The organism is Streptomyces sp. ACA25 (genome assembly GCF_028200735.1).
In the GTDB taxonomy this organism is placed as follows: domain Bacteria; phylum Actinomycetota; class Actinomycetes; order Streptomycetales; family Streptomycetaceae; genus Streptomyces.
Genome location: NZ_JAQKPV010000001.1, coordinates 500,394 through 518,064, shown reverse-complemented (window position 1 = coordinate 518,064; position 17,671 = coordinate 500,394). Strand labels below are relative to the sequence as shown.

Genomic DNA, 17,671 nt, shown 5'->3' with positions numbered 1-17,671 from the left:
GGCGGGTGGTAGCCAGGCGGTAAGAGTCGGTGCCGGTCTCGATGATCGTGCCGTTGAAGGTCAGGCGGTCGACGATGGCCGCGCAGAGGCGGGGGGTCGGTGAAGGAAGGGAAGTTCGGCGCCGCGGCGGTCCCGTTCCATGTATCCGAGGGTCACGCCCGGAGCTGCGCACCCGCCTCCGCCGGAGACCAGGGCGCCCGGGTCTCCGGCGAGGCGCACAATGGTCCCGCCGGAGACCAGGGGCAGGAGAAGGGACCGCATGAGCGCACGTTTCGAGGAGCTCGACTGGCGCGAGACCCCGAAGGGGGCCATCAGCCTGTGGCGCCGCCGGGACCCCTCCTCGGGGGCGGAGGTGTACGAGGTGAAGCTCGACGACGAGTACCTCATGTCCAGCCTGTTCACGGCGGGGGAGATCGCCCTCGCGGAGCTCGGCCTGGCGGACCTGCCGGGCACCGGGCTGGACGTCGTCGTGGGCGGCCTCGGCCTCGGCTACACCGCCGCGACGGTGCTGCGGGACGCCCGCGTCGGCTCACTGCTGGTGATCGACGCGCTCGGAGAGGTCATCTCCTGGCACCGGCAGGGGCTGGTGCCCCTCGGCGGGGGCCTGACGGCGGACCCCCGCTGCCGACTGGTGCACGGCGATTTCTTCGCCCTGGCCGGTGGCCCGGACGGCCTCGACCCGGACACCCCGGGGCGGCTCTTCCACGCGGTCCTGGTGGACATCGACCACTCCCCGGAGCACGTCCTGCACCCGGACCACGCGCCGTTCTACGAGCCGGCCGGGCTCCGGAAGCTGGCCGGCCGGCTGCACCCGGGCGGCGTCTTCGCGCTGTGGTCGAACGACCCGCCGAGCGACCGGTTCGAGGCCGCGCTCGCCGAGGTGTTCGCGGAGTCGCAGGCGCACGTCGTCACGTTCCCCAACCCGCTGCAGGACCGTGAGGCGACCAACACCGTGTACGTCGCCCGCACTCCGCAGGCCTGATCCGGGCCCGCCCGTCGTCGCCGGTCCGGGGCCCTGCGCGGGGCCCCGGACCGGGCCCCGCGCCGGAGCACGCCGGTCAGCCGCAGGCGCCGGCGGACGGAAGCCCGGCAGGCGGCGTGGCCGGTGACGGGGTGACCGGTGACGGGGCGTCGGCGAAGCGGTCCGCCAGCCAGTCGGCCGCCGGACGCTGACCGGCGCCGATCGCCAGCAGGTGGTCGGCACCCGGCAGCGGGAGCCACTCCACGTCCGCCTGCCGCGCGCACCAGTCACGCCCCAGGTCCTCCCCCAACTGCGGGGAGACCAGGTCGTCGGCAGCGCCGTGGTAGAGGAACACCGGGTGCCGGGGCGCCACCCCGCCCAGCGACGACTCCTCCAGCCGCTGCTGCCACCGGGGGGACGTGCCGGGATCACTGACCATCAGGTCGGAGAGCCGGTAGGCGGACCCCGCCGCGAGGTTCGACTCCAGACACCCCCGGCTCAGCCGCTGGGCGAGCGCCCGGCCGGTGCGGTTCAGGTGCGGGGCGAGCCGCACGTCCGGATAGGCCGCGTCGTGCCCGATGAGCGTCATCAGCGGGAACGTCGCACCGACGCCCTCGTCCTCCCGCAGCCCGGCCGTCAGCCGGGCGGGCACTCCCCCGGCGACGCTGCCGCGGAGGTCGAGACCGGGGGCGTAGGTGTGGTGCAGTTGGGCCGCCCAGCCGGTCGCCTGCCCGCCCTGGCTGTAGCCCATGGTGCCGACCGGCGAGTCGGCGGTGATGCCGTGCGCCGCGGCCTGCGGCAGCCGCTGCGCCGCTCGCGCGATGTCCAGCACGGCGTGTCCCGCGGACCGGCCGACCGTGTAGGTGTGGGTGCCGCGGGTGCCCAGGCCCTCGTAGTCGGTGACCGCGACCGCCCAGCCACGCGCCAGCAGCAGGCTGATCAGCACACCCTCGGCGGTGGTGCCTCGGGGGAGGGTGGCGGAGGGGGCGCACCGGTCACCCATCCCCACCGTGCCGACCGCGTAACTGACCAGCGGGCGGGGCGCGTCCGGGGAGCCGGCGCCGTCGTTGGGCACCAGCACGGTCCCGGACACCAGGTTCCGCTTACCGGTGGCGGAGGTGGAGCGGTACGTGATCTTCCACGAGGTGACGTCGGCCCGTTCCGACGGGCTGGTCCGGAAGACGCTCCGCTGGACGCTGACCACGTCCCCCGCCGCCTCGGCCCGCGGCGGTGTCTTCGCCGCGGTGCCGCCGTCCCCGGCGGCCACGGCCGGCCCGCCGAAGGCGGTGGCCAGCACCGCCAGCCCGGTGACGAGGACACCGGCACGCAGCCGGGGGGACGTTCGGTCGCTGAGCATCAGGGAGGACCTCTCGGGACGGTGCCGCGCGGGGAGGGACAGCGCCAACCTAGGAGCAGGTGCGGGCACCGTGTATCGGCGAAATCGCTGGTGTCGTCCACTGATCCACCGGTGGACCGGAGCGACGCGCGCCGCCGGCACCCGGACGGCTCCGTACGTGCCGCACGCCGGAGCAGCGCCGAGCCGGAAGCGGAGAACACCCGACTCGTCGCAGGAAGTAATCTGACAGGGCTCTCCGTCCTTCGACGCCGACCGCCCCGGCGACGCACCGGGCCTGTCCGCCCTCCCGCGCCGAAGCCGTTCGCTTCGCGGCACGAAGGCCGGAATCCGACCGGAAGGAGCCCGATGAGCGCGAATGAGAAGCCGCTGGGACCTCAGCACGTCGGCACGGCCGCGGAGAGCCGGCCGGGCCGGGAAGACCAGGACGGCCGGGCCCTCACGGAACCTCCGGGCGCGACCGGCGCAGCCCCGGGGCCCGACCGCCCGGACAATCCCGGGGCTTCAGCCGAACCCGGCGGCTCCGGACTGTCCGAGCTGGCGCGGCGCAGACGCTGGGTGGCCGGGTTGGTCGTCGGGGCCGTCGCACTCGCGGCCGGCGGAGCGGGAGCGTCACAGCTCATCAAGTCCCCACAGCAGGCCGCCGCTGACGCCGCCGCACCCCCACCTTCGGTGATCACCGCGCCGGTCGAGTACCGAGTGCTGACCGATTCGGTGCTCGTGCGCGGAGAGGTGGTCCCGGGCCAGTCGGTGGACGTCACCGCGGGCGCCGCCGAAGAGGGAGCCCCCGTCGTGACGAGGCTGCCGTTATCGGCCGGAGACCCGGTGGAGGCAGGGGCGTTGCTCGCCGAGGTGTCGGGACGGCCGGTCTTCGCACTTCCCGGCGAGTTGCCGGCCTACCGCGATCTGCGCCCCGGAGCGGTGGGTGACGACGTCCGGCAGCTCCAAAAGGCGTTGTCCGGACTGGGGCACGACACCGGCGGCCACGACCCGGTCGGTGTCTTCGGTGAGGGGACGAAGCAGGCCCTCAACGCCTTCTACTCCGGGCTGGGATACGAGCCGCGGCCGGCGCTGGAGGGCGACGGCGCCGAGGTCAGGGCGGCCGAGGAGGCGGTGAAGAGCGCCGGGCGGCAGCACGAACTCGCCCGGGACGCGCTGGCCGACGCCGAAGCGGGAGGCACCGGCCCGGCGGACGGACCCACGGGTGAGCGGGAGCCCGGCAGTGGTGAAACCGCCGGCAGTGGTGCGGCCGGGACCGGCGGCGGGGATCCGCTGCGTGATCTGCGACGGCAGGCCGAGTGGGCGCGTGCGGACCTGGCAGAGGCCGAGGCCGCTCTCGCCGAGGCGAAAGCGACCGAGGGGCCGATGCTGCCGGCCGGGGAGGCGGTGTACGTGGAGGCGTTCCCGGCCCGCGTCGACACGGTCTCCGCACAGATCGGCGCCCTGGCCGCCGAGGCGCTGCTGACCGTGTCCTCCGGCGAGCTGGTGGTGCGGACCTGGCTGCCGGAACACCAGAAAGACCTGGTCCGGACCGGGCAGAACGGCGAGATCTTCTCCGAGGTGTCGCGGATCACCGTGGCGGCGGAGGTGATGTCGGTCGCTCGGACTCGCTCCACAGCGACCGGGGAGGACGGCCAGGCTTCCGGCGCGGACGGCTACCTCATGGTGGTGGAGCCGGCCGAGGAGCTGCCCGGTGAGCTCGCGGGGCAGGACGTTCGGCTCACCATCGAGGCGGCTTCCACCGAGACCCCGGAGCTCGTCGTTCCGGCCGCCGCGATCACGTCGACCGCCGGAGGCGAGACGGTCGTCACCGTTTCCGAGGAGGACGGCAGACGCCAGGTGAGGGTCACGCCCGGCACCTCCGGCGAGGGGTTCGTCGCCGTCGTCCCGGCGAGGGATGACGAGCTGTCGGCCGGCGAGCGCGTGATCACCGGAGTACCCGCGGGGCAGCGGCAATGACGCCCACCCCGCCGGTCATCGCCTTCCACGGGATCGGGCTGACCTACCCCGGGCCACCGCCGGTCACCGCGCTCCGGCCGTGCTCACTGACCGTGCGGCCCGGGGAGTTCATCACCGTGGTGGGCCCGTCGGGCTCCGGCAAGTCGACCTTCCTCCACGTCGCCGGACTGCTGGACTCCCCCACCGAGGGCCGGTACCTGCTGGACGGCATCGACACCGGCACGCTGAACGACGCGGAACGCACTGCCCTCCGTGGCCGGCGCATCGGTTTCGTCTTCCAGTCCTTTCACCTGCTGCCGCACCGCAGCGCTACGGAGAACGTCACCCTCGCCATGCTCTACACCGGGGTGCCGCCCCGGCAACGGCGGGACCGCGCCCGTGAGGCGCTGATCAGGGTAGGGCTGGGACACCGGCTGGACGCCGCGCCCACCCGGTTGTCGGGAGGGGAACGCCAGCGGGTCGCGATCGCCCGGGCACTCGTGGGCCGCCCTTCGCTGCTGCTGTGCGACGAGCCCACCGGCAACCTGGACACCGCCACCGCGTCCTCGGTCCTCGCCCTGCTCGGGGAGCTGCACGCCGAAGGCATGACCGTGGTCGTGATCACCCATGATCCGCACGTGGCCGCCCGCGGGGAGCGGACCGTGACGATCCGGGACGGACAACTCAGCGTCCCCGGTCCCGCCGCTCAGGAGGCCCGCCCGTGACGCGTGAGCACCGTCGGCCCCGGCTGCCCGGGCAGCGCCGCCGCGTCCGCGAACCGGCCGGCCCTCCCGTGATCCCGCCCTCCCGGTACCGCCCGCGCGACCTGCTGTCCGAGGCCGTGGCCGGCATGCTGCAACGGCCCGCCCGCTCGGCGCTCACCGCGCTCGGCACCGTCCTGGGCGTCGGGGCCTTCGTGGCCGTCCTCGGCCTCACGGCCACTGCCTCCGCCCAGATCGACGACCGCTTCAACGCGCTGACCGCCACCGAGGTCACCCTGGAGGATGTCGCCCGCGAGCACGAGCCGCACGCGGGTCCGGCGTTCCCCGCCGATGCCGAGGAACGGGTCGCCGAGCTCAACGGCCTGCGGCACGCCGGCGTCCACTGGACCGTCGACACGGGCACCGACCGGGGCGTGCACACCACCCCTGCCGGGCCGGGCGCCGGGCGGGGCGCCGGAGAGGATGTCCAGGTCCTCGCCGCCTCCCCCGGCGTACTGCGGGCTGCGGAGGCCACCCTCGCCCAAGGTGTGATCTTCGATCCCTGGCACGCGGAATCCGCGCAGAACGTCGCGGTGATCGGCGCCTCCACGGCAGGCCGTCTGGGCATCACCACGCTGGAGACCCACCCGGCGCTGTTCATCGACGGACAGCCCTTCACCGTCATCGGCATCCTGGACAACGTGGAGCGGAAGGCCGACCTGCTGCTCTCGGTGCTGATTCCGGCCACCACCGCGGAGAGGATCTGGGGCCCGCCCCAAGGCTCGTCCGCCCGGATGCTGCTGGCGACCGAACTGGGCGCGGCACAGCAGATCGCCCGGGAGGCACCGGTCGCGCTGCGCCCCGATCACCCCGAATACGTCAAGGCGGTCCCGCCCCCTGACCCCCGTGACCTCCGTTCCACGGTCACCGGCGACCTCCAGCAGCTCCTCCTGCTGCTGGCCGCGATCTGCCTGGTGATCGGGGCCGTGGGGATCGCCAACACGACGCTGGTGGCGGTGCTGGAACGCACCGCGGAGATCGGGCTCCGCCGCGCCCTCGGGGCCCGCAGCCGTCACATCACCGCGCAGTTCCTCACCGAGTCCGCAACCCTGGGGGCGCTCGGCGGCCTGGTCGGCACCAGCCTGGGCACCGCCACCGTCGTCACCGTCGCGGCGCTCCGCGAGTGGACCCCCGTGGTCCATCCGGTCACCCTGGCGGCCGCGCCCGTCCTCGGCCTGCTGACCGGCCTCCTCGCCGGTCTCTATCCCGCCTGGCGGGCCACCCGGATTCAGCCCGCCGAAGCACTCCGCCGCTGAGCGAGCCACCGAAACAATGACTCCCGGCCACAGAAATGGAATGCTTTCTTCCTGTTGATCGCCCTGGTAAATTCAATCCCGGTCAAATGCACGGACAAGTTGGAAGAATGCCATGCCCTACTGCACGTGGCGGCTACGGCGCAAACCATTTTTTCCTGGAGGAAGCATGAACCGCGTGACGAAACTCCTCACCGCATCGGCCGCGGCCGCCGCTCTCGCACTCGCGACCGCTCCCCCCGCCTCCGCCTACACCCCCAAGAACGGGATCCTGGAGGCAGGAGAGATGGGGTTCTGGTCCTTCGCGGGGTCCCTGGGCTCGGTGTTCGACATCCGCAGCGCCGAGAACAACTTCGCCGGGAATACCTACCGGCGAGGACCGAGCGCAGGGCAGTCGGTGAATAACAGCACGCTTTCTTACACGAACCGCGATACCTTAACCTGGTACGTCTACACCTCCTCGTTCCGGGGCGGAGTGCGCGGTTCCATTCCGAGCGGCCACCGCGGGGACGCCTCCGCGGACTTCCGCAACAACATATCTTCCGCCTACCACAATCTGTAAGAGCGGAAGCGGCAACCGAGAAGGCGAGTGACGACTGATGAGGATGCTGTACCCGGCCTGCGTGCTGGCATTGATCGGGGCGCTGGCCGGGTGCGGTGCCGCCCTTTCGGGGGAGGACACCGGCGACCGGCTCCCGGAACTGGGCGACGTGCCGCGGCTGACCGGCCCGGCCACGCCGGCGTACCCGCTGGATGAGTACCTGGCCTCGGACGAGGAGCTCCGGCTCCTGGAGCGGGCCCAGGCAACGCTGACCGAGGAGTGCATGAGCCGCTACGGCTTCGCCTACCGGGCGGAGCTGCCGCCGGCACCGCAGGAGCGGCAGAATCTGCGGTACGGGCTGGCGGACGCCCAGCACGCCGCCGAGTTCGGGTACGCGCTGTCCACCGACGGGCAGGAGCCCGCACGCCCGGAGCTGTCGCTCTCGGAGGCGGAAGAGCTCGTTCTCTTCGGGCCCGACGGCGACGATCCCTTCCCCAGCAGCTGGGAGGAAGCCACCGAGTCCGACGCGTTCGTGGAGGTGGACGGGCAGAGCATCCCGGTCGGCGGATGTCAGCGCGAGTCCTACCTGAAGCTCTACGCCCCGGTACCGGACTCCGTGGACATCATGCAGCCGCAGAGTGTGGAGCAGGAGGCCTACACCCGTTCGCTGGAGGATCCGCGAGTGCGCGAGGTGTCCGAGGAGTGGTCCGCGTGCATGGCGGAGGAGGGCTATGCGGCGGACGACCCGGTGAGCCCGCAGACCGAGCTCGGGATCGACGGACTGAGCAGCCCGGAGGCCGTCGCCGCGGCAGAGGCGGACGTCACCTGCAAGGCGGAGGTGAACCTGGTCGGCGTCTGGTATGCCGTGGAGGTCGCGTACCAGGAACGCGCGCTGGAGGAGAACGCGGAGATGCTGACGAGCGCCCGGGAGCAGCATCAGGACCGGATGCGGCTGGTCGCTGAGCTCACCGGTGCTGAGGTGGGCACGCCTTGAGGCGTCACCGGGCCGTCCCCCTCCGCCCCCGTCCCGGCCTCGCGGCAGCCCTGGCCGTGTTCCTGCTGGCGGGTTGCTCGGCGGGGCCGGACGACGGCATGACCTCCGAGGAGCGGGTGCTGGAGCATCAGCGGGAGCTGGCCGAGTGTCTGGAGGAACAAGGCGTCGCCGTTTCCGTCGAGGAGGACGGCACGGTCTCGCTGGCCCCTGGAGAGGACGCCACGGCGGAGGAGACGCAGGAAGCCAACCGGCTGTGTGCCACGCTGCTGCCTCCGCCGGACAACTCCGACGAGCTCGCCGCGGAGCGGGCGGAGGCGCTGGAGATGGGTCTGTTCTTCGCTGCCTGCATGCGGGAGAACGGCATCGAGGACTACCCGGACCCCCGCCCGGAGGCTCCTGGCGAGGGGCCGGACCGGGATCTCCTGAATGAGTTCCTGGCCCGCCCCGAGTACCGGGGCGTCGAAGCGGACTGCGAGCTGAATGTGCGCCAGGAGTACGACCTCGGCTGAGCTGAGGCCGTGGGGGACAGTCACCGTCCCCCACGGCCTGTCCCGTCCCGGCGCGGACCCCCGGTGCTCGTTTCCTCCGTTCGGGCTGCGCCCCGCGGGTGGGTCTCGCGCATCCGCACCGCGACCATCGCGCCGGTGGCCGCGGTCAGCGCGGCCACCACCCAGACGGCCGTGCTGATGCTCCAGAGGTCGGCGATCGCGCCGGCCAGGAGAGCACCGACCGCGAACCCGCCGTCCCGCCACAGCCGGTAGACGCCGACGGCCCGGGCCCGCCAGGCGGGGTGGGCGACATCGCCGACGACCGCGAGCAGGGTGGGGTAGACAAGCGCCGTGCCGATACCCAGCAGCACCTGTGCGGCGCTCCAGACCCCGAAGGTGGACCCGGCGGCCACCAGGCCGATGGCCAGTGCCTGGAGGAACATGCCCGCGGTGATCAGGTGCTTGCGGCCCACGTGATCGGACCACCATCCGGTGAGCATCTGCCCCGCGCCCCAGACGGCGGGGTAGAGAGCGGCGAGCACGCCGATCTGGGCCACGGACAGGCCCTGCAGGGCGAACAGGAGGGGGAAGAGCCCCCAGGCGAGGGCGTCGTTGAGGTTGTTGACCATTCCGGCCCAGCTGGCGGCCGACAGCGACCTGTCACCGAAACCGGTGCGCCGGGCCACCTCACCGGTGGTGAGCTGCGCGTTCGGACCCGCTGGGTGGCGGGCCGCCTCGGCCCGGGCGTGGCCCTGCGTCTCGCGGACCGCCAGGACGGACAGCCCCAGGGCCAGTGCCGCGTAGGCGGCGCCGAGCAGGAACGGTGCGGGCCGCAGGCCGGCGTGCTCGGCGATCGCGCCGGTGGCCATCGCCGTGGCGGCGACGGCGAGGTATCCGGCGGACTCGTTGAAGCCCATCGCCAGTCCCCGGCGGGCGGGGCCCACCAGGTCGATCTTCATGATGACGGTGGTGGACCAGGTCAGCCCCTGTGAGGCACCGAGCAGGACGTTGGCCGCGACGATCCAGCTCCAGCTCGGCCCCCAGGCGAGCATGGCGGGGACCGGCAGGGCGATCAGCCAGCCGGCCACCAGCACGGGCTTGCGGCCGTACCGGTCGGAGAGCGTGCCGGCCAGGAAGTTGGTGACGGCCTTGGTGGCCCCGAAGGCGAGGATGTAGGTCAGCGCGGTGGTGTAGGCGGTCAGGCCGAAGACGTCCTCGGCCAGCAGCGGCAGCACGGTGCGCTCCTGCCCGAGCATGCCGCCCACCAGCGCGTTGACGACGACCAGCAGCGTGAACTGGGCGAGGTTGGCCCGCAGCCCCAGACGTGGGCCGCCGGCCGTGACGGGGGTGGTCACGCGCCCTCCTCGAGCGGGCGGCCCGTTGCGCGGGACCAGTCGTGGGGACCGCCGGTCAGCACCGCGGGCCCGGGGGCGTCACCGCGGCCCAGCAGACTCGCGGCGGTCATGGCGCGTTCGCCGTGGCCGCACATCACCACCGATGCCCCGGTGACCGGCACGGTGTGGAGGGAGGGGGAGCCGAGCTCTGTGTGGGCCGCCCCGGGGAGGTGCCCGGCGGCGTACTCGGGCTGCTGCCGCACGTCGAGTACCGGCCGGTCGCCGATCTCTCCGGCGGTGACCAGCTCCACCGTCCGAACCGGCCCCCGGCCCTCCACCCAGGCGTCCATTCCGCCGGCCAGGTGGCCTGCCACCCGGTCGTAGCCGATCTTCGCGGCCTGCCGGCCGACGTCGTCGGCGTCCTGTCCGGGGCCGAGGACGAAGACCAGCGGTACGTCCCAGGGCAGGAGCCAGCCCAGCCAGGTGGCGAACTGCTCCCGCAGCGGCAGGGACACCGCGCCGGGCACGTGCCCCGCGGCGAAGTCCGCGACGGGACGGACGTCGACCAGCCACGCGCCCTGCCCGAGCAGTGTGCGCACGGTGCCCACGGAGAGGGGAGCGGGCCGGGGAGGGCCGTCGAGGAGGGCGGGGCCCCGGCGATTGATCTCACCGAGCCGGTCGAAGTACGCCGGCCGGGACCCCAGACTGCCGAGCAGCGCCGCGACGAAGGCGTCCTCGTCCGCTGCCGCGAGGAGCGCGTTGTGCTGCTTCTGGGCGCCGATGGTGGTGGTCCGCTCCGCGCCGGGCGGGGCGGAGCAGAACGATCCGGCGCCGTGCGTCGGCCAGACCGCTGTGCTGTCGGGCAGGGCGGTCAGCCGGCGCAGCGAGCGGTACTGGGCTCGGGCCAGCTCCTCGGTCCGGTGGGCACCGAGGAGGTCGGTCCGGGCGGCCGAGCCGACGAGGAGGGATCCGCCGGTGAAGACGCCGAGTTCGCGGCTTCCGTCCCGCAGCAGGTAGGACAGGTGCTCGTCGGTGTGCCCGGGGGTGGCCAGTGCCCGCAGGGTGAGGCCGCCGAGGTCCAGTTCGTCCCCGTCGCGCAGCGGGGTGTGCGCGAAGTCGCGGTTCCCGGCGGCGGAGGCCAGCACCGTGGCGCCCTCGTCGGACGCCAGCTGGAGTGCGCCGCTGAGGAAGTCGGCGTGCAAATGGGTGTCGGCGGCGAAGGCCACTCTCAGGCCCCGGCTGCGGGCCGCCCGGTAAAGGGCTCGCAGGTCGCGGGAGGCGTCCACCGCCAGCCCGCGTCCGTCGCCGAGATCCACCAGGTAGGCGCTGTTCCCCAGTCCTGGATCCACCAGGGTGGTCAGGTGGTCGTCGGTGAAAGTCATGGGGTGTCCTCCAGCAGGATGGGGAAGCGCGGTGGCGAGCACCGCACACATCAACCTACAATATTCCATGGATTAATGGAGGACGTTATGGGAGACCCCGCAGGCAAGGCCGCCCTCTTCGAGGCCCTGGCCCGCACCGGCAAGGCACTGGCCCACGGCAAGCGGCTCGAACTGCTCGACCTGCTGGCCCAGGGGGAGCGCAGCGTCGACGCACTTGCCAGGACCGCGGGGCTCGGCCTGACCACCGCTTCGGCCCACCTGCAAACCCTCAAGCAGGCCGGGCTGGTCTCCACCCGCCGGGAGGGGACCCGCATCCACTACCGGCTCGCCGGCCCGGACGTCCTCGCGCTGTACGCCCTGCTGCAGCGGACCGCACAGGCCCACCAGCCCGCAGCCGCACAGGCCCGCACCTCCTACCTCGGCCCGGAGGACACCGACCACCTCACCCGCGACGAGTTGCTGGCCCGCGTCCGCTCCGGCACCGCCACGGTCATCGACGTCCGCCCGGCCGAGGAGTACGCGGCCGGCCACATCCCCGGCGCACTCTCCGTTCCCCTGACCGAGCTGGAATCCCGCCTGAGCGAACTCTCCGGCACCACCGAGGTCGTCGCGTACTGCCGGGGCACCAACTGCGTACTGGCCCACGACGCCGTCCGGCTCCTGCGGTCCAGGGGCCACCACGCATTGCGGCTCATGGACGGCATGCTCGAGTGGCGCCTGGCCGAGCTCCCCGTGGAGCCCGGCGCCGCCTGAGGGGGATGACCGCACGAACGGGTGACTCCGCGACACCTGCATTGCTGCACACACCTTGCAACAGCACCTGACAATCATGTTCAGCTAGACTGGGAGTCCCATCGCCCCACTCCTAGGGACTGACATGGCCACTCAGATCGAGACTCACCCCCTGTCCCGGCGCCTCGGCCCGTACACCGTCCGCCCCGTCACCCCCGTCGACCTCGACGGCGCCCGCAGCGTCATGCTCGACACCTTCTACCGGGAGTTCTCCTACGGCTACGTGCCCGGGTGGCACGCGGACGCCGTCGACATCGAAGGCGCTTACCTGACCGACCCCCGGCATCTGCTGCTGGTGGCGGTGCGCGACGAGCAGCCCGGGGAACCCGGCGGAGCGGAGGTGGTGGCGACCACCGGCCTGCACTCCCGCGGCCCCGCCCACCCCCCGCATCCGCGGTGGATCGCCGAACGCTACCCGTCCGGCTCCACCGCCCAGCTGGTCCGCGTCTACGTCCGCCCCGCCCACCGGCGCCGAGGGCTGGCCCAGGCCATGGTCGCCATGGCGGCCGACTTCGCCGGCGGCGCCGGCTACGACAGCCTCTACCTGCACACCAACGTCAACATCCCCGGCGCACAGGGCTTCTGGGACAGCGTCGCCGAGCAGATCTGCGACGCCCGCACCACCGGCGAGCACGGCCCCGGCTTCGCCACCGTCCACTACGAGATCCCCCTGCCCTCCTGACCGATCCGCCCGGCCGCACAGCACCACCCGGACCCGTGAAGCCGGGACCCGCCGGGGCAGGTCAGGAGCTCGGGCCGGGGGTGGTGAGCACGGGCATGGCGGTGAGCAGGCTCCGGGTGAACGGATGGGCGGGGCAGGTCAGTACTCCGGCGGCCGGGCCCTGCTCCACGATGCGCCCGTCGTCGATGACGGCGATGCGGTCCGCCAGCTCGGCGGCAACCGCGAGATCGTGCGTGATCAGCACCAGACCCATGCCCTCGGCGCCCGCCGTCAGACCGGCGAGCAGCGCGAGGATGCCGCGCTGGGTGACCGGGTCCAGGCCGGAGGTGATCTCGTCGCAGAGCAGGACCCTCGGCCGGGCCAGCAGGGCCCGGGCCAGGGCCGCCCGCTGGAGCTCTCCGCCGGACAGCTCCCCGGGGCGGCGGGACGCCGTGTCCTCGCCGACCCCCACGGTGACCAGGGTTTCGAGCGCCTCCTGCCGCGCGGCGGCGGGCGGCAGGGCGCGCAGGCGGACCGCGGTGCGGGCCACCTGCTCCACCACCGGCCGGTACTCGTCGAAGGAGGACTTGGCGTCCTGGAACACGTACTGCACCGCGGCGAGCTGCTCGCGGCGGCGGTGGCGCAGGCTGCGGGGCAGCGGCTCGCCGTCCAGGACCGCGCGGCCCGACCAGCGCCGGTGCAGCCCTGCCAGGCAGCGGGCGAGGGTGGTCTTCCCCGAGCCGGAGCGTCCGACAACGGCGAGGCACTGCCCGGCGCCGAGCGTCAGCGAAGCCTCCCGGAGGACGACCGCGCCGCCGCGGCGCCGGCCGTGCCAGGCTGTCAGGCCGTCCACGCGCAGGCCGCTGTCCGGCGCGGCCCCGGCCTCCTCCGGCGGCCCGTCGGTTTCCGGCCCGTCCGGCGTTTCGGGGCGGGCAGCGGTCAGCAGCCGGGCCGTCCAGGCGTGCCGGGGGTCGGTCAGCACCTGGTCCGCCGGTCCCGCCTCGACGACCCGGCCGGCCCGCAGCACCACGACCTCGTCGGCCAGCTCCCGGACCACGTCGAGGTCATGGCTGAGCAGCACCACCGCCGCTCCCCGGGCCAGGACGGCGCGCAGCTCGTCGACGACCCGGCGCTTGGTCAGGGCGTCCTGGCCGGTGGTCGGCTCGTCCGCGACCACGACCGGCGCGCCGGACAGCAGTGCCTGGGCGAGCACGACTCGCTGCTGCTGGCCGCCGGACAGCTGGTGGGGGTAGCGGCCGAGCACCTGGCCGGGGTCGGGCAGCTGCGCCGCGCTGAGCGCGGCCCGCACCCGGGCCGCCCGCTCACGGCGGCTGCCCCCGCCCTGCCGTGCGATGTCCGCGAGCAGGGCGCCGGCCCGGCGCGCGGGGTTGAGGGCCGCGGCGGGGTTCTGCGGGACGTAACCGGCCCGGCCGGTGACGCGCACGGTGCCGCTCACTTCCGCTCCGGCCGGGTACTCGCCGAGCAGGGCCAGGCCGGTGGTGCTCTTGCCGCTGCCGGAGGCTCCGACGAGTGCGGTGCACCGCCCCGGCAGCGCGGTGAGCGAGACCCCGTCGACGAGGGTCTCCCCGTCGACCGTGACCCGCAGGTCCCGCACGGTGGCCACCGGGACGGGCGCCCCCGGCGGGTCGCTCCCCGGCGCTTCGCCCACCGGCACGTCACTCATGTCGCGCTCCGGTCCGTGGTGTCCGGCCCGGCGGCTCCGGCCTTCCGGAGGCCGGTGCCCCGGAAGGACCTGCCAAGTGCTCCGGCACGGTGTGTCCTCCTTCTTGCCAGACGGGCGTCGAACAGCAGATTGGTGCCGACGGAGAGCGCGACGATCAGCACGGCGGGGACCACCACCGCCCAGGGCTGCACGAACAGGCCGGTGCGGTTGCGGTCCACCATGACTGCCCAGTCGGCGGCGTCCGGTGCCATCCCCACGCCGAGGAAGGCCGCGGTGGCCACCAGGTACAGCGCCCCGGTGAGCCGGACGCCCGCGTCGGCGGTCAGGGTGCGCAGCATGGACCGGCCGACGTAGCCGAAGGCCATCCGGGACCAGCTCTCCCCCTGCATCCGCATGGCTTCGACGGCGGGCCGGGAAGCCGCGTCGGTACCGGCGGCACGCACGATCCGGGCCGTGTCCGGCACGTTGACCAGCGCGACGATCAGTGCGAGGCCGGCCGGGCCGGGGTTCAGCAGGGCGGCGGCCATGAGCAGGAGCAGCAGCGAGGGAATGGCCAGCACCACGTCCAGGGGCCGCATCAGCAGCTCCTCCAGCCAGGGCCGGTGGGTGAGTGCGGCGGCCAGGCCCAGGGGCACGGCGATCAGGTAGGCCAGGGCGGTGGCGGTCAGCGCGGTCAGGACGACGGACCGGCCGCCGAGCAGCACCTGCCGCCAGACGTCCCGTCCGGTGAAGTCGGTGCCCAGCCAGTGCCCGTCGCCGAGGGTGAAGGAGGTGGAGCGTGGCCCTGCCTCCCCGGCGAGCCAGGGGCCCGCCAGCGCCAGGAACAGCGGGACGACGACCAGCACGATGCCCAGTGCCGCCTGTCCGCCCGGCAGTCCGGGCCGGCGGGTCATGCCGCCACCCCCGCGCGGGGCGCGAACCGCTGCGCCACCAGGTCGGCGCCCAGGTTCAGCAGGACGGTGACGACGCCGAAGACGACCGCGAGCCCTTGGATCACCGGGACGTCGCGGGCGGCGACGGCGTCGATCAGTACGGTGCCCAGGCCGGGGATGACGAACAGCGCCTCCACGACGATCACCCCGGACAGCAGCCAGTCGCAGGTCCGGGCCAGCTGCTGGGAGGCCGGGGCCACCGCGTTCGGCAGGGCGTGGCCCCAGCGGATCCGGTGGCCCGGCACCCCGTAGCGCCGGGCTTGCGCCGCGTACGGCGAGGCCATGGCGTCGATCATGCCGGCCCGGACCAGCCGGCTGATCGAGCACACCGGCCGGACCAGCAGCACCAGTACCGGCAGCACGAGTACGGCCGGTTCGGCGAGCAGGTCGGAGCCGTGCCCGACCGCTGTCGGGGGCAGCCAGCCGAGCCGCAGCGCGAACACGGCGATGAGCAGCACGCCCATGGCGAACTCGGGGACCGCGTAGACGCCGAGCGTGGTGGCGCTGATGAAGCGGTCGGTGCGTCCGCCCTCGCGGCGGGCGGCGAGCACCCCGAGCCCCACCGAGACCGGCACCAGCAGCAGCACGGTGAGGCCGGTGAGGATCAGGGTGGGCCCGAAGGCGGCGGCCAGGTACTCGGTGACCGGGCGGCCGGACACCAGGGAGGTGCCGAGGTCGCCGCGGAACAGCCCGCCCACCCACTCGGCGAACCGCTCGCCGGCCGGCAGGTCGAGCCGCATGATCTCCCGGATGCGCGCGATGCGTTCCGGGTCCGGGTGGTCGCCGGCGAGCGCGACAGCCGCATCGCCGGGGAGCGCCTCGGTGAGCACGAAGACCAGCCCCACCACGCCCGCTGTCTGCAGAGCGCCGAGGGCCAGTCGCCGCAGCAGCCAGGAGCGGCGTTCGGTCACGCCATCCACACACCGTCGAACCGGGCCCAGTCCAGCGTGTTGGCCGGCGCCTCCTCGTCCACGCCGTGCACGTGGTTCGCCGCGGCGACGATCCAGTCGGCGAAGCCCCAGATGAGGAAGCCGCCCTCGCTGTGCAGTCGGCGCTGCATCCGCCCGTACAGCGCGGCCCGGTCGGTCTCGTCCTTCGTCGCCTGGGCCTGGTGGTAGAGGTCGTCGAAGTCGTCGTGCTGCCACTTGGTGGCGTTGGTCGGGGAATCGGTCAGCAGCCGCTGGGAGATGTGCGATTCGATGGGCATGGTGCCGGAGCGGGTGCAGGCCAGTACCCCGGAGTCCAGGGTGTCGCTCCAGTAGGTGTCCTGGTTGCCCATCGCGATCTTGACGGTGACGCCCGCACCCGCTGCCTGTTCCTTGAAGATCTCGGCGGCCTCGACGAAGCCGGTCGCCACCGGGGAGGTGTCGAGGGTGACGGTCAGGCCGTCCCCGTGGCCGGCCTCGGTCAGCAGCTCCCGGGCGCGTTCCAGGTCCTGTTCACGCTGGGGGAGGTCGTCGGCGTAGTACTGGTAGCCCTTGCCGAACAGGTCGTTGCCCGTTTCGCCGGCGCCGGACAGTGCCCCCTGCACGAGTTCCTCGCGGTCGGCGATGAGGAAGAAGGCCTCCCGTACCCGTTTGTCGTCGAAGGGCGGCCGGTCGGTCTTCATCACGAAGCCCTGCATGGCGCTGTTGGGCAGCCGCACCATCCGCACCTGTCCGCCCTCCTCGTGCGCGCGGGCGGTGGTGGGATCGAGCTCGTGGGCGTACTCGACCTGACCGCCGAGAAGAGCGTTGATGCGGGCGGACTCCTCGTTGGCGACGACGAACTCCAGCCGGTCCAGGTGTGCGGCGCCCTCCCAGTAGTCGTCGAAGCGCTCGACCACCAGGGACCGGCCGGGTTCGAAGGACACGAAGCGGAACGGCCCGGAGCCGACGGGGGCCTCATCGAAGTCCCCGGCACCGTCGGGCACGATGTAGGCGCCGAACGCGGCCAGCGTGTTGGGGAATTCGGCGTAGGGGCGCTTGAGGTGGAACTCGACGGTGCGGTCGTCGACGGCGTTGCTGGCCTCCAGGTCGATGGGCTCCAGCGAGGACTTGGCGCGGAACGCCTGGTCGGGGTCGGCGATCCGCCGGTAGCTGTACAGCACGTCCGCCGCGGTGACGGGCTCCCCGTCGTGCCAGCGGGCCTCCCGCAGGGTGACCGTCCACCGGTCCAGGGCGCCGTTCGGCTCCCAGCTCTCGGCAAGCCGGGGCTGGGCGGCCATGTCGGAGCCGAAGTCGGCGAGTTTGTCGAACAGCGCCTTGGCGCGTGCCGCGTCCGCGAACAGGTTGGTGAGGTGCGGGTCGAGCGTCTCGTTCGCTCCGCCGCCCGCGAAGGCGGCGCGCAGCGTGCCGCCGCGCTGCGGTTCGCCGTCGCCCTTCCCCGCGCTGTCGGTGGCCGCGTCGCCGCCGCTGCCGGAGGAGCAGCCGGCGAGGGCGACGGAGGCGGCCACGCCGCCGCCGATGGCCAGGACGGTCCGGCGCGCGGGCCGGTTGACGGGTCTGCCGGAGGTGCTGTGCTGATTCACGGTGCTCAGGTCCTTGATCGTCGGTGCGCGTCCAGTCGGGGAACACGCGGCGCGGTGTGACGGGGGTGCCCGGAGGGAAAAGAACGA

The 17,671-nt window shown here is 73.3% G+C and carries 16 protein-coding genes and 1 pseudogene; 9 read left to right on the top strand and 8 right to left on the bottom strand.

The window, feature by feature from the left end; all coding sequences use genetic code 11:
- Nucleotides 1-4 precede the first annotated feature (4 nt).
- Nucleotides 5-150 (bottom strand): annotated as a pseudogene (locus PJ985_RS02375) (IS21-like element helper ATPase IstB); the annotation flags it as partial.
- 109 nt (nucleotides 151-259) lie between these two features.
- Between PJ985_RS02375 and PJ985_RS02370 the strand changes: the two are divergent.
- Complete coding sequence (locus tag PJ985_RS02370) at nucleotides 260-982, top strand: spermidine synthase (RefSeq protein WP_271681783.1); 723 nt, start codon at nucleotides 260-262, stop codon at nucleotides 980-982.
- 76 nt (nucleotides 983-1,058) lie between these two features.
- On the opposite strand, the gene PJ985_RS02365 is transcribed toward PJ985_RS02370, so the two are convergent.
- Nucleotides 1,059-2,318, bottom strand: coding sequence for a lipase family protein (locus tag PJ985_RS02365; RefSeq protein WP_271681782.1), 1,260 nt, complete (start codon nucleotides 2,316-2,318; stop codon nucleotides 1,059-1,061).
- A gap of 345 nt (nucleotides 2,319-2,663) precedes the next feature.
- Here PJ985_RS02365 and PJ985_RS02360 point away from each other — a divergent pair, with 345 nt between their 5' ends.
- From PJ985_RS02360 to PJ985_RS02335, 6 genes are all read left to right on the top strand, one after another.
- Nucleotides 2,664-4,274, top strand: coding sequence for a peptidoglycan-binding domain-containing protein (locus PJ985_RS02360; RefSeq protein ID WP_271681781.1), 1,611 nt, complete (start codon nucleotides 2,664-2,666; stop codon nucleotides 4,272-4,274).
- Entirely contained in the window at nucleotides 4,271-4,978 is a 708-nt protein-coding gene (locus PJ985_RS02355; protein WP_271681780.1) for an ABC transporter ATP-binding protein, read from the top strand. Before PJ985_RS02360 ends, PJ985_RS02355 begins: the two co-directional genes overlap by 4 nt.
- A 23-nt stretch (nucleotides 4,979-5,001) precedes the next feature.
- On the top strand, nucleotides 5,002-6,270 hold the full coding sequence (locus PJ985_RS02350; RefSeq protein WP_443033390.1) for an ABC transporter permease: 1,269 nt from the start codon (nucleotides 5,002-5,004) through the stop codon (nucleotides 6,268-6,270).
- A 166-nt stretch (nucleotides 6,271-6,436) separates the two neighbouring features.
- Entirely contained in the window at nucleotides 6,437-6,829 is a 393-nt protein-coding gene (locus tag PJ985_RS02345; protein WP_271681779.1) for a hypothetical protein, read from the top strand.
- Between the two features lie 37 nt (nucleotides 6,830-6,866).
- Nucleotides 6,867-7,802: a hypothetical protein gene (locus tag PJ985_RS02340; protein WP_271681778.1), complete on the top strand. Its 936-nt coding sequence runs from the start codon at nucleotides 6,867-6,869 to the stop codon at nucleotides 7,800-7,802.
- Nucleotides 7,799-8,311, top strand: coding sequence for a hypothetical protein (locus PJ985_RS02335; protein WP_271681777.1), 513 nt, complete (start codon nucleotides 7,799-7,801; stop codon nucleotides 8,309-8,311). The genes PJ985_RS02340 and PJ985_RS02335 overlap by 4 nt, the downstream gene beginning before the upstream one ends.
- Before the next feature lie 20 nt (nucleotides 8,312-8,331).
- Here the strand turns inward: PJ985_RS02335 and PJ985_RS02330 are convergent, their stop codons facing one another.
- On the bottom strand, nucleotides 8,332-9,645 hold the full coding sequence (locus tag PJ985_RS02330; protein ID WP_271681776.1) for an MFS transporter: 1,314 nt from the start codon (nucleotides 9,643-9,645) through the stop codon (nucleotides 8,332-8,334).
- Nucleotides 9,642-11,006 carry an MBL fold metallo-hydrolase gene (locus PJ985_RS02325; RefSeq protein WP_271681775.1) on the bottom strand — a complete coding sequence of 455 codons (1,365 nt, stop codon included), beginning with the start codon at nucleotides 11,004-11,006 and terminating at the stop codon, nucleotides 9,642-9,644. Before PJ985_RS02325 ends, PJ985_RS02330 begins: the two co-directional genes overlap by 4 nt.
- Nucleotides 11,007-11,093: 87 nt before the next feature.
- On the opposite strand from PJ985_RS02325, the gene PJ985_RS02320 reads away from it, so the two are divergent.
- Together PJ985_RS02320 and PJ985_RS02315 are read left to right on the top strand one after the other, a co-directional pair.
- Entirely contained in the window at nucleotides 11,094-11,759 is a 666-nt protein-coding gene (locus PJ985_RS02320) for a metalloregulator ArsR/SmtB family transcription factor (protein WP_271681774.1), read from the top strand.
- Between the two features lie 124 nt (nucleotides 11,760-11,883).
- On the top strand, nucleotides 11,884-12,480 hold the full coding sequence (locus PJ985_RS02315; protein ID WP_271681773.1) for a GNAT family N-acetyltransferase: 597 nt from the start codon (nucleotides 11,884-11,886) through the stop codon (nucleotides 12,478-12,480).
- A 61-nt stretch (nucleotides 12,481-12,541) separates the two neighbouring features.
- On the opposite strand, the gene PJ985_RS02310 is transcribed toward PJ985_RS02315, so the two are convergent.
- The 4 genes from PJ985_RS02310 to PJ985_RS02295 are packed head-to-tail and all read right to left on the bottom strand — an operon-like array spanning nucleotide 12,542 to nucleotide 17,584.
- Nucleotides 12,542-14,143, bottom strand: a complete 1,602-nt coding sequence (locus PJ985_RS02310) for an ABC transporter ATP-binding protein (protein WP_271681772.1) — start codon at nucleotides 14,141-14,143, stop codon at nucleotides 12,542-12,544.
- The gene (locus tag PJ985_RS02305) at nucleotides 14,140-15,036 is read right to left on the bottom strand and encodes an ABC transporter permease (protein WP_271681771.1); all 897 of its coding nucleotides are present in this window, start codon (nucleotides 15,034-15,036) and stop codon (nucleotides 14,140-14,142) included. Before PJ985_RS02305 ends, PJ985_RS02310 begins: the two co-directional genes overlap by 4 nt.
- Nucleotides 15,033-15,986, bottom strand: a complete 954-nt coding sequence (locus PJ985_RS02300; RefSeq protein ID WP_271681770.1) for an ABC transporter permease — start codon at nucleotides 15,984-15,986, stop codon at nucleotides 15,033-15,035. Before PJ985_RS02300 ends, PJ985_RS02305 begins: the two co-directional genes overlap by 4 nt.
- Nucleotides 15,983-17,584 carry an ABC transporter substrate-binding protein gene (locus tag PJ985_RS02295; protein ID WP_443033363.1) on the bottom strand — a complete coding sequence of 534 codons (1,602 nt, stop codon included), beginning with the start codon at nucleotides 17,582-17,584 and terminating at the stop codon, nucleotides 15,983-15,985. The genes PJ985_RS02300 and PJ985_RS02295 overlap by 4 nt, the downstream gene beginning before the upstream one ends.
- Nucleotides 17,585-17,671 lie beyond the last annotated feature (87 nt).